Origin of the sequence: uncultured Thioclava sp. (genome assembly GCF_913064665.1) — a bacterium.
Lineage (GTDB): Bacteria > Pseudomonadota > Alphaproteobacteria > Rhodobacterales > Rhodobacteraceae > Thioclava > Thioclava arctica.
Genome location: NZ_CAJYBT010000005.1, coordinates 21743 through 37118, shown reverse-complemented (window position 1 = coordinate 37118; position 15376 = coordinate 21743). Strand labels below are relative to the sequence as shown.

General features: G+C 62.4%; 12 protein-coding genes and 1 tRNA gene. 3 read left to right on the top strand and 10 right to left on the bottom strand.

Annotation, left to right across the window (positions count from 1 at the left end):
* Window positions 1–121 precede the first annotated feature (121 nt).
* Window positions 122–700, top strand: coding sequence for a L,D-transpeptidase (locus QZ571_RS03120; protein ID WP_295531613.1), 579 nt, complete (start codon window positions 122–124; stop codon window positions 698–700).
* Window positions 700–1737: a tRNA 2-selenouridine(34) synthase MnmH gene (gene mnmH, locus QZ571_RS03115; protein WP_295531610.1), complete on the top strand. Its 1038-nt coding sequence runs from the start codon at window positions 700–702 to the stop codon at window positions 1735–1737. Before QZ571_RS03120 ends, mnmH begins: the two co-directional genes overlap by 1 nt.
* Here the strand turns inward: mnmH and selD are convergent.
* Window positions 1730–3895, bottom strand: coding sequence for a selenide, water dikinase SelD (gene selD / locus QZ571_RS03110; protein WP_295531607.1), 2166 nt, complete (start codon window positions 3893–3895; stop codon window positions 1730–1732). The two genes, mnmH and selD, sit on opposite strands and share 8 nt — an antisense overlap.
* Before the next feature lie 136 nt (window positions 3896–4031).
* On the opposite strand from selD, the gene QZ571_RS03105 reads away from it, so the two are divergent.
* Window positions 4032–4108: transfer RNA gene (locus QZ571_RS03105), tRNA-Met, on the top strand.
* A gap of 130 nt (window positions 4109–4238) precedes the next feature.
* On the opposite strand, the gene QZ571_RS03100 is transcribed toward QZ571_RS03105, so the two are convergent.
* The 9 genes from QZ571_RS03100 to xdhA form a co-directional block, all read right to left on the bottom strand.
* Complete coding sequence (locus tag QZ571_RS03100; protein ID WP_295531604.1) at window positions 4239–5528, bottom strand: FAD/NAD(P)-binding oxidoreductase; 1290 nt, start codon at window positions 5526–5528, stop codon at window positions 4239–4241.
* Between the two features lie 219 nt (window positions 5529–5747).
* Complete coding sequence (locus QZ571_RS03095) at window positions 5748–6833, bottom strand: BMP family ABC transporter substrate-binding protein (protein ID WP_295531600.1); 1086 nt, start codon at window positions 6831–6833, stop codon at window positions 5748–5750.
* Between the two features lie 53 nt (window positions 6834–6886).
* Window positions 6887–7819 (bottom strand): ABC transporter permease, encoded by a 933-nt coding sequence (locus QZ571_RS03090; protein ID WP_295531597.1) that lies wholly within the window; start codon window positions 7817–7819, stop codon window positions 6887–6889.
* Entirely contained in the window at window positions 7816–8148 is a 333-nt protein-coding gene (locus QZ571_RS03085) for a hypothetical protein (RefSeq protein ID WP_295531594.1), read from the bottom strand. Before QZ571_RS03085 ends, QZ571_RS03090 begins: the two co-directional genes overlap by 4 nt.
* Window positions 8145–9227 carry an ABC transporter permease gene (locus tag QZ571_RS03080; protein WP_295531589.1) on the bottom strand — a complete coding sequence of 361 codons (1083 nt, stop codon included), beginning with the start codon at window positions 9225–9227 and terminating at the stop codon, window positions 8145–8147. The genes QZ571_RS03085 and QZ571_RS03080 overlap by 4 nt, the downstream gene beginning before the upstream one ends.
* On the bottom strand, window positions 9224–10738 hold the full coding sequence (locus QZ571_RS03075) for an ABC transporter ATP-binding protein (protein WP_295531586.1): 1515 nt from the start codon (window positions 10736–10738) through the stop codon (window positions 9224–9226). The genes QZ571_RS03080 and QZ571_RS03075 overlap by 4 nt, the downstream gene beginning before the upstream one ends.
* A complete protein-coding gene (gene xdhC / locus QZ571_RS03070) occupies window positions 10735–11499 on the bottom strand; it encodes a xanthine dehydrogenase accessory protein XdhC (protein WP_295531583.1) in 765 nt (254 codons plus the stop codon). The genes QZ571_RS03075 and xdhC overlap by 4 nt, the downstream gene beginning before the upstream one ends.
* The gene (gene xdhB / locus QZ571_RS03065) at window positions 11496–13823 is read right to left on the bottom strand and encodes a xanthine dehydrogenase molybdopterin binding subunit (RefSeq protein WP_295531580.1); all 2328 of its coding nucleotides are present in this window, start codon (window positions 13821–13823) and stop codon (window positions 11496–11498) included. Before xdhB ends, xdhC begins: the two co-directional genes overlap by 4 nt.
* The gene (gene xdhA / locus QZ571_RS03060) at window positions 13820–15199 is read right to left on the bottom strand and encodes a xanthine dehydrogenase small subunit (RefSeq protein ID WP_295531577.1); all 1380 of its coding nucleotides are present in this window, start codon (window positions 15197–15199) and stop codon (window positions 13820–13822) included. The genes xdhB and xdhA overlap by 4 nt, the downstream gene beginning before the upstream one ends.
* Window positions 15200–15376 lie beyond the last annotated feature (177 nt).

The window sequence follows — 15376 nt, the reverse complement described above, 5'->3', positions numbered from 1 at the left end:
CTGCGGCCCTTATCTGCCCGGAATGCTTGCAAGAACTTGAGAGGGCGGGGCGGCTTTGCTAGCCTCGCCTTAAGGTTTTTGCCGTAAACGATATGCGTTTACGGAGTTTCAGGAGTTGCCAATGGATCGCCGCGCCTTTGTTCTTTCGCTTGCCGCGATGTCTATTGCTGGCCTGCCTGCCTTTGCGCAGGCCCCCAAAGTCGAGGCCGAGACGGTAAAGACATGGCCGATTGGCTCGCAATATTACCCCACTCAAGTGCGGGTGAAGCCCGATCTGGCGGTCGGTTCGATCATCATCGTATCGGACAAGTTCTTCCTGTATCACATCATCGCGCCGGGCGTGGCGATGCGCTATGGCGTGGCCGTAGGCAAGGCCGAGCTGAAGTTTCGCGGGCAGGCCGTGGTGGCGCGCAAGGTCGAATGGCCAAGCTGGAAGCCCACCCCTGAAATGCTTGAGCGCAGCCCCGAGAATTACGCGAGATATGCCGATGGGATGCCGGGCGGACCGCAAAACCCGTTGGGCGCGCGCGCGATGTATCTCTATCAGAACGGCCATGACACGGCGATCCGCATCCATGGCACCACGTCGCCCAGCTCGATCGGGCATGCAGTGTCCAATGGCTGCATCCGGATGGTGAATGATCACGTGATCGCGCTGTTCGATACCGTTCCAGTTGGTACGCCGGTGACCGTTTACTGATGCAACTCACCTCTGTCGCGCAGGTCGGTGATCTGGATTTTGACACGATCATCGACGTGCGCAGCCCGTCAGAATTCGCCGAGGATCACATCCCCGGCGCGATCAACCTGCCAGTGCTGGACGATGATCAGCGCGCCCGTGTGGGCACGATCTACAAGCAGGTCTCGTCCTTTGATGCGCGCAAGATTGGCGCGGCGCTGGTGGCGGAAAATGCTGCGCGTCATTTGCGCGACGCCTTAGCGGATAAGGACGGTGGCTGGCGACCGCTGGTCTATTGCTGGCGGGGTGGGCAGCGTTCGGGCTCGTTCACAACGATTTTGCGGCAGGTGGGCTGGCGCGCCGAGTTGGTTGAGGGTGGTTACAAGACGTGGCGGCGGCTGGTGGTCGAGGCTTGCGCCGCGCCGATGCCGTGCCCGGTCGTGGTGCTTGATGGCAATACCGGCTCGGCCAAGACCGATATTCTGAAATCGGCGGCGGCGCAGGGGGCGCAGATGATCGACCTTGAGGGGTTGGCCAATCATCGCGGCTCGTTGTTTGGCGCGCGCGAGGGTGGGCAAAGCAGCCAAAAGGATTTCGAATCGCGTCTGGCACGCGCGATTGGGGCCCTTGATCCGGGACGGGTGGTGCTGCTCGAGGCCGAAAGTTCCAAGATTGGCGATCTGCAGCTGCCCAAGGGGATATGGGCGGCGATTTGCAGCGCGCCGCGTATCCGCATTACCGCTCCGCTGGCCGAGCGCGCTGGGTATCTGGCTCGTGCCTATGGCGACATCATCGCCGATACCGCGCGCCTGAGCGCCGTGATCGACAAGCTGCGCCCGTTTCAACCCGCCGAGCGGATTGAACGCTGGCAGGCGCAGGCAGCAGCGGGGGAATTTGCCGCGCTCGCGGGCGCGTTGATGGCCGATCATTACGATCCGCGCTATGAAAAACACCGCGCGCGGCAGAGCTTTGACGAGCAGGTCGTGCACGCGCCCAGCTTGGCGGCGGAAGCGATCCCGGCGCTGGCGGCGCAGGTCATCGCAGCCGCGCTTAGCTGACGCGCAGCATGGCCGGGCCGGGGGTGATCTCGCCAATATCGGCGGCGGCGTATCCGGCGGCTTGCAGTGCCTCCAGCACCGCCCCGGCCTGATCGGCAGGCACGGCGGCCAGCAGCCCGCCCGAGGTTTGCGGATCATACAGCAGTTCGGTTTTCGGCCCCGGTGGGGCGGTGATATGGCCTGCGCAATTGGCGATGTTATGCGCCAGAAGGGTGGAGTGCTGGCCGTCCTCGGACAGTGCCAAGGCCCCCTTCAGCAGTGGTACCGCGTCCAGATTGATTGCGGCGGACAGATTGGAGGCTTTGCACAGGCCCAGCAGATGGCCCGCGAGGCCAAACCCGGTCACATCGGTCATCGCGCGGGTCACCGGGGCAAGGATCGCGCTGGCCTTGGCGGAGCTGGTCGCCATTGACTGCAGCGCGCGCGCAACGACTTCGCCCGGAGCCGCCTTGGCCATTTCAGCGGCCAGAATGACGCCAGTGCCGATGGGTTTTGTCAGGATCAGACGATCGCCCACTTGCGCGCGATCCTGCCCGATGGGCTGTGCGCAGAGCCCGGTCACGGAAAAGCCCAGCGTCAATTCTGCCCCCATCGAAGTGTGCCCGCCCACGAGATCGGCGCCCGCCTCGGCAAAGGCCTGCGCGGCGGCACCCAGCATTTCTGCCAAGGCGCGCGCGCCCATGTCCTCGGATTGGCGGGGCAGGGTGACTTGCGCGAGCGCGGCTTGCGGCGCGGCCCCCATCGCCCAAGCGTCGCTCATCGCGTGCAGCGCGACGATGCGGCCCAGCAGCCACGGGTCTTCGGTAAAGGCGCGCACGTGATCGGTGGTAAAGACCTGCGCCCCTGCGCTATGCGCCAGAAGGGCGGCATCATCGCCCGGTCCAGATAGCACATCTGCGCGCGAGGGCGCTGGCAGCCCCGCCAGCGCCAAGCGCAGTGCGGCCCCGCCCAGCTTCGCGCCGCAGCCACCACAAAGCGGCTTGTCGCCCAGCACCTCCTCAATTCCAAGCGCTCGCGCGGTGGGCAGCGCAGGCGGGGGCATAGCGGGCAAGTCGTGAACTTTGTCCATGAATTTGCGATCAATGCGATCCTTCCAGCGCCAAAGCCATTTGCCATCCAGCGGCAGGCCCCATTTGTCGGCCACGGCCCCTTTGCCGCCGGTCGAGATCAGCTTGAGGTAATCGCGCTGCGGGTGATAGTCGCGCATCGTCCCGCCCGACAGCGCGGCGCGCAGGTTGTGAAACAGCGGCTTGGCCTGACGCACGGCGTAGACGCCTGCCTTGGGGCGCGGCGCATAGGCCAGATGGGCGATATCTCCGGTGGCGAAGATCAAAGGGTCCGAGCTTTGCAGCGTCGGGGTGACGGTGATGAACCCGTCTTGCAGATCAAGCCCGGTCGTAGATAGCCAATCGGCGGGTTTCGTCGCCCCCGTGCCGATGATGAAATCGGCCTTGGCGCTGCGCCCGTTTGCCAGCAAGACCTCGCCCGCGCGCGCACCTTCTAGCGCGGCATCGGTTTCGATGCTTACGCCAAGGCGCGCACAATGGGCCAGCATGCGCGCCCGTGCCCCAGACCCCAGCGCGCGCAGGGGCGCAGGGCCAGCCTCATAGACGCGGACCTTAGCGGCGGACAGGCGATGCGCGCAGGCCATCGCAAGTTCCACCCCGGCCACGCCGCCACCCACCACCGCAATGCGCGGGGATGCGGGGGCCGTCGCGAGGAACGCGGCCCAGGCATCGGCGAAGGCGTCCAGCGGCTTGGCCGGGGTGACGTGCTGAGAAAAACCGGGGAGATTTGGCATCTCGGCGGTGATCCCGATATCGATTGAGGCCACGTCATAGGCAATCGGCGCGCGCCCCGGCACGGTGATCAGCTGCGTGTCGCGATCAATCGCGCTGGCGAACCCCAGCACCAGCCGCGCCCCCGCATGACGCGCCAGCTTGACCAGATCGAGTTGCAATTCATCGCGCGCATAGTGGCCCGCGATATGGCCCGGCAACATGCCCGAATAGGCCGCAGAGGGCATCGGGTTGATCACGGTCAGGCGCACACCGGGCAGCGGGTTCATCCCCCACATCCGCAAGACCAGCGCATGGGCATGCCCACCCCCGATCAGAACGAGGTCACGGGTCAGGGGCAGCGGGGCGGTGGGGTGCATGATATCTCCTTGTCTCCTTATGCCTAGCGGCTGGCCGCGCATTCGCCAATCGCCAATCTGACGCAGCGGGGGAGGTCGTTTTCGTGCAAAACGCCCTTGACGGGGGGGGCGGGTTTGCCTAGTTAGCGCACGCAGTGGCTAGGTAGCTCAGCTGGTTAGAGCACACGACTCATAATCGTGGGGTCGGGGGTTCAAGTCCCCCCCTCGCCACCACTTATCCCCTCTTTGCGGATCAGACAAAACGGCGCTTGCGTCGTTTTTCTGCATTCGTGGCGATCTTTGTGGGCCGCGCATGAAAAAAGGCGGACCGAGGCCCGCCTTTCGTTGATTGGATGTGGCGCGCTTAGGCGTCGGTCTTTTTGACGGCCTTGAGCTTGTCGATGCCCAAAATCTTCATCCCGAATTTTTCATAGAACGGCTCGGACGTGCCTTTGCGCAGTTTGCGCATGAAGTATTTCTCAAAGCCGATCTTGGCGAGGTGAACCCATTTGCCCTGGCTCGACCAGTTCACATTGCGCGGCGGCAATTGCGGCTGGGCAACAAAGGCGATCCCGCTATCGCCAAAGTCAGCAAGACAGATTGCGTTCCAGGTGCCGGTTTCGTCCGGTTCCTTGCCGCGTACGATATTGCCCAGGTTATGGGCTGTCGCGGTGACCATCGATTCGATCATGAAACCGGTCTTTGGCACGCCACAGGGCACCGGGGTCGGGCCCATCGGCGGAATCGCGATGCCCACGCCGATTCCGAACACGTTTTGGTATTTCGGGTTGCGCTGATGCTTGTCCACGATGACGAAGCCGCGCGGGTTCACAAGGCCCTCAAGGCCCATGACCGCGGGAATGCCACGGAAGGGCGGCAACATCATCGAGTATTTGAACGGCATCTCATGGGTTGCCTTGATCGACCCGTCATCGGCGATCTCTTCGACATGCATCGTGCCATCTTCGACCTTTTTCACGCGGCTCGAGGTCATCCATTTGATGTGCTTGTTGCGCATCTCGGATTCCAGCAGACCCTTGGTGTCGCCCACGCCATCAAGGCCAAGGTGGCCGACATAGGGTTCCGAGGTTACGAAGGTGATCGGCACCTGATCGCGGATCTTGGCGCGGCGCAGCGCGGTATCCAGAATGAAGCAGAACTCATAGGCCGGGCCAAAGCACGAGGCACCCTGCACCGCGCCCACGATGATCGGGCCGGGGTTTTTGCAGAATTTATCAAAGTCGAGCTTCGCCGCTTCGGCGTGATCGATATGGCAAACTGAATGGGTAAAGCCCTCGGGGCCAAGGCCCTCGATCTCGTCAAAGGCCAGCTCGGGGCCGGTCGCCAGCACGATATAATCGTAGCTGATCTCGCGCCCGTCATCGAGCTCGACCTTGTTGTCATCGGGATGCACGCGCTTGGCGCCAACCGGGATGAAGTTGATATTCTTGCGCTTCATCGTCGGCGCAAGATCGACCGTAATGTCCTTGCGGTCACGCCAGCCAACAGCAACCCAAGGGTTGGATGGCACAAAGTGGTATTTCGCCTCTTTGGTGATGACGGTGATTTCGTCTTCTTTGCGAACTTGATCGCGCAGCTCGTAAGCCATGATAGCGCCGCCAAGGCCAGCGCCAAGTACCACGATATGTGCCATACTGTTAGTCCCTCCCGTTACCCGAATGTCAGTTTCGTGCTTGACCATCCGTTGAATTCATATTCTTGAATGTGTCAGGCGCGCCGGTCAACCCATCATTGCGCGCAAACTGGCTTAGCGACAAGTCTGACGAGAATGTGATCGCGCTTCCTACGGGGAATTGACGGAAAAAGGCCGGCGCATAGGCCGGCCTTTCGTAATTGTGTGAGTAAGTTTGCCTTACTTGGGAGCTTCTGCGGTGATGCCTTCGACGTAGAAGGTCATGGATTGCAGTTGCTCGTCGGTGGCCATTTCGCCATCAGCCAAGAAGACGCTGCCGTCTTGCTTGTTCAACGGGCCTGCAAAGGGATGCACCGCGCCCGAGGCGATATCGTCTTTCAGCTTGAGCGCTTCGGCCTTCACCTCGGCGGGAACCGCGTCGGAAATTTCGCCGATCTCGACCATGCCGGTGTCGATCCCGCCCCAGGTGGCTTCGGATTTCCAGCTGCCATCCATCATCTCGCCTGCGCGCTTGATGTAATAGGGGGCCCAGTTGTCGATCGTCGAAGAGACGCGCGGCTTGGGGGCGAAGCTCGACATATCCGAGGCCTGACCGAAGGTGATCACGTTGCCCGCCTCTTGCGCCTTGGCTTGGGGTGCGGTGGAATCGGTGTGTTGCAGCAGCACGTCCACGCCATCGGCGATCAGGGCGGCGGCGGCATCGGCCTCTTTTGCGGGGTCGAACCAAGTGTAAGCCCAGACGACTTTCATCTCGACATCGGGGTTGACCTTTTTCGCGGCGAGATAGGCGGCGTTGATGCCCTGATAGACCTCGGGGATCGGGAAGGAACCGATATAGCCGATCTTGTTGGTCTTGGTCATGCGCCCGCCGATGGTGCCCTGAATCGCGCGGCCCTGATAGAATTTCGCGTCATAGGTCGCGAGGTTATCGGCACGCTTATAACCGGTGGCGTGTTCAAATTTCACATCGGGGAATTTCTTGGCGACGTTGACGGTGGCATCCATGAAGCCAAACGAGGTCGCAAAGATCAGCTTGTTGCCCGCCAGCGCCAGTTGGGTCAGAGCGCGCTCGGCATCGGGGCCTTCGGGGACGTTCTCGATGAACGAGGTTTTCACCTTGTCGCCGTATTTTTCCTCAATCGCCTTGCGGCCTTGATCGTGCTGATAGGACCAACCCATATCGCCCACCGGGCCGACATAGATAAAGCCGATTTTCAGCGGTTCGTCGGCGGCGAATGCGGGCAGGCCGACACCGGCGACCAGGGTGGTCGCGGCAGTGGTTTTCAGGAATGATCTGCGGTTCATCAAGCTACTCCAGGTTGGTTGCGGGCCTCTCATGAGCCCTGTGGATAAATGCCTCAGCTTGAGGCGTGGAAGGATTTGCCAAGGCTGGCAGGGGCGGCCTGCACGCCATGGCGGTGAAGGGCGGACAAGATCACCAAAACGATGATGGTGATCACATAAGGCGCCATCGACAGGATATGAACGGGAATGGCATAGCCCGCCGCTTGCAGTTGCAATTGCAACGCGGTGATGCCGCCAAACATATAGGCCCCCAGCAGCACCCGCCACGGGCGCCAGCTGGCAAACACGACGATTGCCAGCGCGATCCAACCCGCACCTGCGGTCATGCCCTCGGTCCATTGTGGCACCCGCACGAGGCTGAGATACGCGCCCCCCAGACCGGCCAGCGCCCCACCAAACCCCAGCGCGGCAAAGCGCACGGCGACCACGCGATAGCCCAGCGCATGGGCCGCGTCATGGCTTTCGCCGACCGCGCGCAGGATCAACCCGGCGCGGGTGTAGCGCAGCACGAACCAGACCACCGCGACAAGCAGCAGCGAAAGATACACGATCCAGTCATGGGAAAACAAAATCGGCCCGATCACCGGAATATCCGCGAGTGGTCCGAAATCCAGCTTGGCGGTGGGGGGCGGGCGCACGCCCTCATAGCCCTTGCCAATCAGCGCACTGAGGCCCAGCCCGAACAAGGTCAGCGCCAACCCCGTAGCAACCTGATTTGACAAGAAAATCTGCGTGAGGAACGCGAACAGCAGAGCCATCAACGCCCCGGCCAGCGCGCCCGCGACAAAGCCCAGAACCGGGTTGCCCGTGGCCACAGCCGCCGCAAAGCCTGCGACCGCGCCCATAATCATCATGCCCTCGACCCCAAGGTTGAGAACGCCCGACTTCTCGGCCACCAACTCGCCCGTCGCGGCCAGCAAGACCGGCGTCGAGGCCCCCATCAGCATCGCCGTCAGGCCAATGATATCAATCCCGCCGATCGTCATGCGCCGCCCCCTTGTCCCCAGATCAGCACCGGTCCCCAGAAGGCGTAGCCGCAGACAAGCCCCACGACCAGCCCCGCGACTGCGACATAGCGCTCGCGGCCCCGCAGATGGGGCATGTGCGGGCTTGGCCCCTCACCACGTGCTCCGACGCGCGCCATCAGCGCCTGCGTCACCCGCGCCATGGCTTCGAGAACGAGGATCAGCACGATCCCGACCACGACCAGCACCCAAAGCGCATTCATCAGCGCCAAGGCATACCACAGTCCCAACCCCGCCAGCAGACCTGCCAGCGCGAGAACGGGAATATGCAAAGAGGGGAGTTTCTTCATGCCACCGCCTTCCGGCCCAGACGGATGCGGAAGTTGGTGAGCACGTCAAACCCCAGCAAGAAAAACAGCAACATCCCCTGAAACACCTGGATTGCCGCCGAGGGCAGCCCCAGTGTCAGCTGCGCCATGTCACCCCCGATATAGGTCAGCGCCATCAGCAAGCCTGCCAGCAAGATGCCGATCGGGTGCAGGCGGCCCAGAAACGCGACGATAATCGCGGTAAAGCCGTAGCCCACATTGAAACTGTCGGTGATTTGCCCCGAGGGGCCCGAGACCTCAAACATCCCGGCAAGCCCAGCGAAAGCGCCTGCCAGCCCAAGGCAAAACACCACCAGACGCGCCGGGATGACACCGGCAAACCGGGCGGCGCGCGGCGCTTCGCCTGCAACGCGTATGCGAAAGCCCATGATGTGGCGGTGCATCAGGATATAGGTTGCGATAACGGCAATAAAGGCCGTGACCACCCCCCAATGCAGCCCCGTGCCTGCGATCAGATCGGTGTTATGGGCCGAAGGGTAGCTTTGCAGGTTGCGCGAGCCGGGAAAGCCATAGCCCTCGGGGTTCTTGAGTGGTCCGAAGGCCATGTAAGCCAGCAGGTTTTCCGCCACATAAACCAGCATGAGCGACACCAGAATTTCCGAGGTGCCGAACCACACTTTCAGCAGTGCCGGGATCATCGCCCAAAGCAAACCGCCAAGCGCGCCGAGCACGATCATGGCAGGGAAAAGCCAATGACTTTCAGCGGGATAGACATGCAGCGCCAACCAAGCCGAGGCCAGCGCCCCCATGATGTATTGTCCCTCAGCGCCGATATTCCAGATGCCGGCACGAAAGCCCACGGCCAAGCCGCTTGCGATCAGGATCAGGGGGCCGGCCTTGACCAAAAGCTGGCCGCGGAAATAGCCCGCATTCGCGCCGAAAAGCGGATCCCAAAAGATCACGCGGATCGCCTCAATCGGTGGCTTTCCCAGAAGTGCAAACAGCAATCCGCCCGCAATCATTGTTGCGATAACGGCGACGATCGGCGTGGCATAGGTCCAGAACTTTGCGGGGTTCGGGCGGCGGATCAGGGTGATCATATCTGCGCCTCCTGCATGCCATGCGCGCCGCCCAGCATCAGCCCGATCTCTTCGATACTCAGCCCTTTGGTTGGGCGCGGCGCGCTGAGCCGCCCTTCGTTGAGCGCGGCAAAACGATCAGCGATTTCCATCAATTCATCAAGGTCTTGGCTGATCGCAATCACCGCCGCCCCTTGCGCCGCCAGATCCAGCAAGGCCTGGCGGATCGCCGCCGCGGCTGCCGCATCGACGCCCCATGTGGGCTGATTGACTACCAAAACCTCGGGCGCTTGCAAGACCTCGCGGCCGATCACAAATTTCTGCAAATTGCCCCCCGACAGCGCGCGCGCAGCCACATGCGGGCCCGGTGTGCGCACATCAAAGGCGGTGATCACATCTTGCGCAAAAGCGCGCGCCGCCCCCTGATCGACAAATCCATTCTGCGTCAGTTTCTTGCGCGTCGTGCCCGTCAGAATCGCGTTTTCGGTCAGGCTCATCGCGGGCACGGCGGCATGGCCAAGCCGTTCTTCGGGCGCCGCGAGCAGCCCCATGCCACGGCGCGCGTTGGGCCCGAGCGCCGAAATGTCTGCGCCCAGCAGCTGCACTGTACCATGTTTCGAGGGGCGTTCACCCGACAGCGTGGCCAGCAATTCTTCTTGCCCATTGCCTGCCACACCACCGATGCCCAGCACTTCGCCCGCGCGCAATTCAAAGCCGATTTCTTTCAGTGCGGGGCCGAATTGTGACATCGGGGGAAGGGAAAGATTGGTGACTTTCAACACGACATCGCCGGGTTTGCGCGTGGAGCGGTCGGTTACTTTCAACTCCGCGCCGACCATCAGCTCGGCCAGCTCGCGGGCGCTCTTTTCGCGTGGATTGCAGTGATCCACGACCTTGCCGCCGCGCAAGATCGTAGCCGCCTCGCACAGCGCGCGGATCTCTTCGAGCTTGTGCGAGATATACAGAATCGCGGTGCCCTCAGCCGAGAGTTTGCGCAAGGTTTTGAACAGGATATCAACCTCTTGCGGGGTCAAAACGCTGGTGGGTTCGTCCATAATCAGCAGCTTTGGATCTTGCAGCAAACAGCGCACGATCTCGACGCGCTGGCGTTCGCCCGCAGACAGATCGCCTACCAGACGCGCGGGGTCCAGCGGCAGCCCATATTCGGTCGAAATCTCGCGGATTTTCGCCGCCAATTGGCGCATCGGCGGCGGGGTTTCCATGCCAAGCGCGACGTTTTCGGCCACGCTCAGCGCCTCGAATAAGGAAAAATGCTGGAACACCATCGCCACGCCTGCGCTGCGCGCCGCGCGCGGATCGACGGGGGCATAGGGCGCGCCTTGAAACTGCATCGTGCCGCTATCGGGTTTAACCAGCCCGTAGATCATCTTGACCAAGGTGGATTTGCCCGCGCCGTTTTCGCCCAGCAGCGCATGGACCTCACCCGGACGGACCCGCAAAGCCACGCCATCATTGGCCACGACCCCAGGATAGGCCTTGGTCAGGCCCTCGATTTCTAGCAGCTCGCTCACCCGGCGCGCACCCTTTCCCTTGGCGCGGCATGCTCCACGCTCAGGTCCCTCACTAGCGCGCTGGCGACGCCCAAAGCAATGGCTTGAGGGTGCTTGCCAAGACTTGGATCGCCTATTGGGCAGGCAATGCGCGAAATTTGTGCATTTGAGTGGTTCAGCGCGCCAAGTCGGCTGCGGAACCGGGCGGCTTTGGTGGCCGATCCGATCAATCCAAGCGAGCGAAACCCGTGATGCAACAGCGCATCGCACAGGCGCAAATCCAGATCGTGGGAATGGGTGGCGACGATGTGCTCGGCATCGCTTGGCGCATGGGCCACGACGCGCACCGGGTCTGCAGCGACCAACGGGGACACGCGCGCAGGCATTGGATCGGGCAGCTTTTCGGCGCTGATGTCGATCAACGTGATCTGGTGCTGCTCAAACGGGGCCATTACGGCGGCAATCGCGCGCCCCACATGGCCGCCCCCCCAGATCCATAGCTGCCCGTCGCTGGGCGCAGGGACGGGCGCATCGGCGATGAAATCAACGCTCACAGCCCCCCCGCAGCATTGCCCCAATTCGGGCCCCAGCGCAAAGCTGCGCCGCGTTTGCGCATGTCCCGTTACTAGCATCTGGCGGGCGTGCAAGATCGCCTCCCATTCCAGCGCGCCACCGCCGATCGTGCCCTCAATTCGGTCGGGCCAGACCCGCATATGCGCGCCCGCCTCGCGCGGAGTCGAGCCTTTGGTCCTGCAAATCGTAACGCTGATCCAGCCGCTCATGGCGTGCCTCGCGCTCGGTTCACGGCAGCCAGAACCGCCTCTGCGGTTGCGGGCGTTTGCAGATCGGGCCAGTGCGGACCGCAGGCCTGACAGGCGTCTGACAATGCCAGATAGGCCGAAATCGCCAGCATAAAAGGCGGCTCCCCCGTCGCCTTAGACCGATAAATCGTCTCGACGCGGTTGGGCTCATCCCAAAGCGCGACATTGAAAATCTGGGGCCGATCCGAACAGGCCGGGATTTTGTAGGTCGAGGGCGCGTGAGTGCGCAAGCGCCCCGCGTCATCCCAAACAAGCTCTTCGGTCGTCAGCCAGCCCGCGCCTTGCACATAGCCACCCTCGATTTGTCCGATATCAAGGCCGGGATTCATCGAGGCCCCGGCATCATGCAATATATCGGTGCGCAAAATGCGATTTTCCCCTGTCTGCGTGTCGATCACCACCTCGCTCACAGCCGCGCCATAGGCGAAGTAAAAGAACGGACGGCCTTGGCCCTTGATCCGGTCCCAGCTGATTTCGGGGGTTGCGTAAAACCCGGTGGAGGAAAGCGAAACGCGCGCTTCATAGGCCTGTTTGACCACTGCCGCGAACGGGCGTGTGCTGTCGCCCGCAATCACCTGACCGCCCTCGAAGCGCACCGAATCGACAGGGCAGCCCTCTTGCGCGGCCATGAACGCAGCAATCCGGCCCCTGATCGTCTCGCAGGCCGCCTTCACCGCCATGCCGTTCAGATCCGCCCCAGACGAGGCCGCAGTGGCCGAGGTGTTAGGCACTTTATCGGTTGCGGTGGCGGTGATGCGAACCGATCCATCATCGACCCCAAAGACCTGCGCGGCCACCTGACAGACTTTGCGATGCAGACCCTGACCCATCTCGGTCCCGCCATGGCTGAGCTGAATTGAGCCGTCTGCATAGACATGCACCAGCGCTCCCGCCTGATTGAGATGGGTCAGCGTGAACGAAATTCCGAACTTCACCGGGCTCAGCGCGATACCCTTCTTCAATGTCGTGTTTGTGCTATTCCAGGCCGTCACAGCGGCCTTACGCGCCACAAAATCTGCGGATTTCTGCAACTTGTCGGTCAGCTCATGCAGGATGAAATCCTCCACCGGCTGGCCGTAATGGGTGGTCTGCACCTTCCTCTTGATCGAAATATCCCCGGGGGTCTGGGGGCAGGCAGCCCCCAGCGCTGCCGCATAATAATTGCGCTGGCGCAGCTCAGTCGGGTCCAGCCCCATGACATGGGCGAGGTGATCTATCGCGGCCTCGGTGGCCAGCATCCCTTGCGGCCCGCCAAAGCCACGAAACGCTGTCGCGGATTGCGTATTGGTGCGCAAACGGTGACTTTCGATGCTGATATTGGGTAGGAAATACGAACTGTCCGCATGCAGCATCGCGCGGTCGCAAACCGGCAAGCTGAGATCTGGCGACCAACCGCAGCGCGCGAGATGGGTGAACTCGGCGGCGACAATTTTGCCATCCTGATCCGCGCCAATTCGGTATTTCACTGTGAAATCATGACGTTTGCCGGTGATCATCATGTCGTCGTCGCGGTCATAGCGCATCTTGCACGCCCGCCCCGTGGCGCGCGCCATCACTGCGCAAGCGATCGCAAGGGGGGTGCCTTGGCTTTCCTTGCCGCCAAAGCCACCGCCCATCCGGCGCATCTCGACGCGGACATCATGCATCGCGCAGCCCAAGGCATCCGCGACCTTATGTTGGATCTCGGTCGGGTGTTGTGACGAGCAGCGGATCACCATGCCCTGGTCGTCGGGCAGGGCGAGGGCGGCTTGGCCTTCAAGGTAGAAATGCTCTTGCCCGCCAATATCCAGACTGCCCTCGACGATATGCGCGGCTTGCGCAAAGCCCGCAGTGACATCGCCGCGTGCCCAAGTAACCGGGCCGCCCTCGAAATGGCTGTTGGCGGCGAGCGCCTGTTCAATCGTCAGAATTGCCGGGCGCGGCGCATAGGTTATCTTGGCCAAGCGCGCGGCCTTGCGCGCTGCAAGGTGGCTGGTGGCAGCGACCAGAAAAATCGGCTGGCCGACATAAAGCACCTCGCCTTCGGCCAGCACCGGTTCCGGGTCTGGCGCGGGCGAGGCGTTATTGGCAAAAGGCATGTCGGCGGCGGTCATGACCGCGACCACGCCGGGTGCCGCGCGCACCGCCGTAAGATCAAGCGCGATGATCTCGGCATGGGGCTGTTCGGACAGCCCAAACGCCAGATGCAAGGTGCCTGCGGGCACCGGGATATCATCGACATAGCGCGCCGCGCCGGTGACGTGAAGGTGCGCAGAATCATGGGGTTGGGTGGTGCCGATGCTCATGGCAGCACCTCAAGGATCGAGACTTGGCCACTGTCTTCGCGGCCGTAGCGCAGCACCATCGCCTTGGCGGCCTGCATCCGGTAGGCGCTGGAGGCGCGCATGTCCGACATTGGCGTGAAATCATCTTCCAAAGCGGGCAGGGCCGCGTTGAGTGCGGCCTCGCTGAAAGGCTGCCCGATCAGCGCCGCTTCCAGCGCGCTGGCGCGTTTCGGAATGCCTGCCATGCCGCCAAAGGCGATGCGCGCACTTGCAATTTTTCCACTTTCTTCGGTCAAATTCAGGCATCCGCACACGGCAGAAATGTCTTGATCGAACCTTTTTGACAGTTTGTAGCAGGCCAGACCGGGGGCGGATTTCGGCACGGTGATGTTTTGCACGAACTCGCCGGGGGCGCGGTCTTGCTTGCCATACTCAAGGAAGAAATCCTCTAGCGCGATCGTGCGGCGCAGATCGCCCCGGCGCAGGGTCATGGTGGCCCCCAGCGCAATCAACGCAGGCGCGCTGTCGCCAATCGGCGAGCCATTGGCGATATTGCCCCCGATCGTGGCGGCCTGACGCACCTGTTCGCTCGCAAAGCGGCGCAACAGTTCGGCGAAGCTGGGATGGGCCTGCGCCATGGCCTTGCGCAGTGCGGCAATGCTCACGCCCGCGCCGATGACGAAACTGTCGGCGGTTTCTTCGATGGTTTGCAGATCATGACAATGGCCAAGAAACGCGACCTGATCCAAGCGGCGCAACTGTTTGGTCACCCAAAGCCCGACATCGGTGGCGCCCGCAATCAGCGTGGCATCGGGATGGTCCAGATACCATGTGGCAAGCTCATCGGAATGGCGCGGCATAAAGGCGGTGGGGCTGCCCTCATCGCCCAACACGGCCGCGGTCAGATCCACCGGGTGATCGAGCATCCAGTCAGGAACGGGGTCATCTTGCGCGGCCTTGGCGGCGCGGATGATTGGGGCGTAGCCGGTGCAGCGGCACAGGTTGCCCGCCAGCAGATCGTCGTGATCGGTTTGCCCATTCAGATGCGCGCTCGCCATCGAAACCACGAAGCCCGGTGTGCAAAACCCGCATTGCGAACCGTGATGGTCGATCATCGCCTGTTGCACCGGGTGCAGCGTGCCATCGGGGCCCGCCAGCCCTTCGACGGTGCGCAGGGCGCGGCCGTGCAGATGGGGCATCATCATCAGGCAGGCATTGAGCGGACGCGCGCCGGATTCGTCTGTCACGATCACCGAACAGGCCCCGCAATCGCCCTCGTTGCAGCCTTCCTTGGTGCCGGTCAGCCCCTCGCTGCGCAGCCAGTCCAGCACCGATTGCGTAGGCTCAGTGACCTGAACGCGCCGGGTTTCTCCATTGAGAAGAAACGTGATGTCCATGCAATTAATCCGCCGCGTTACTGGTGCCCCGGTCACAGCGCGCCCGCTCGATGCGGCGTAGAGAAGGCGGCTTTCTTCTAGCAAAGCCGATCAGGGGAGGGCTTGGCAAGGGATTCGCGCCTGCGCGATGCCTGAAAACTGATCTGACGATCAAAATTAAGGCGATTGAACGCGAAT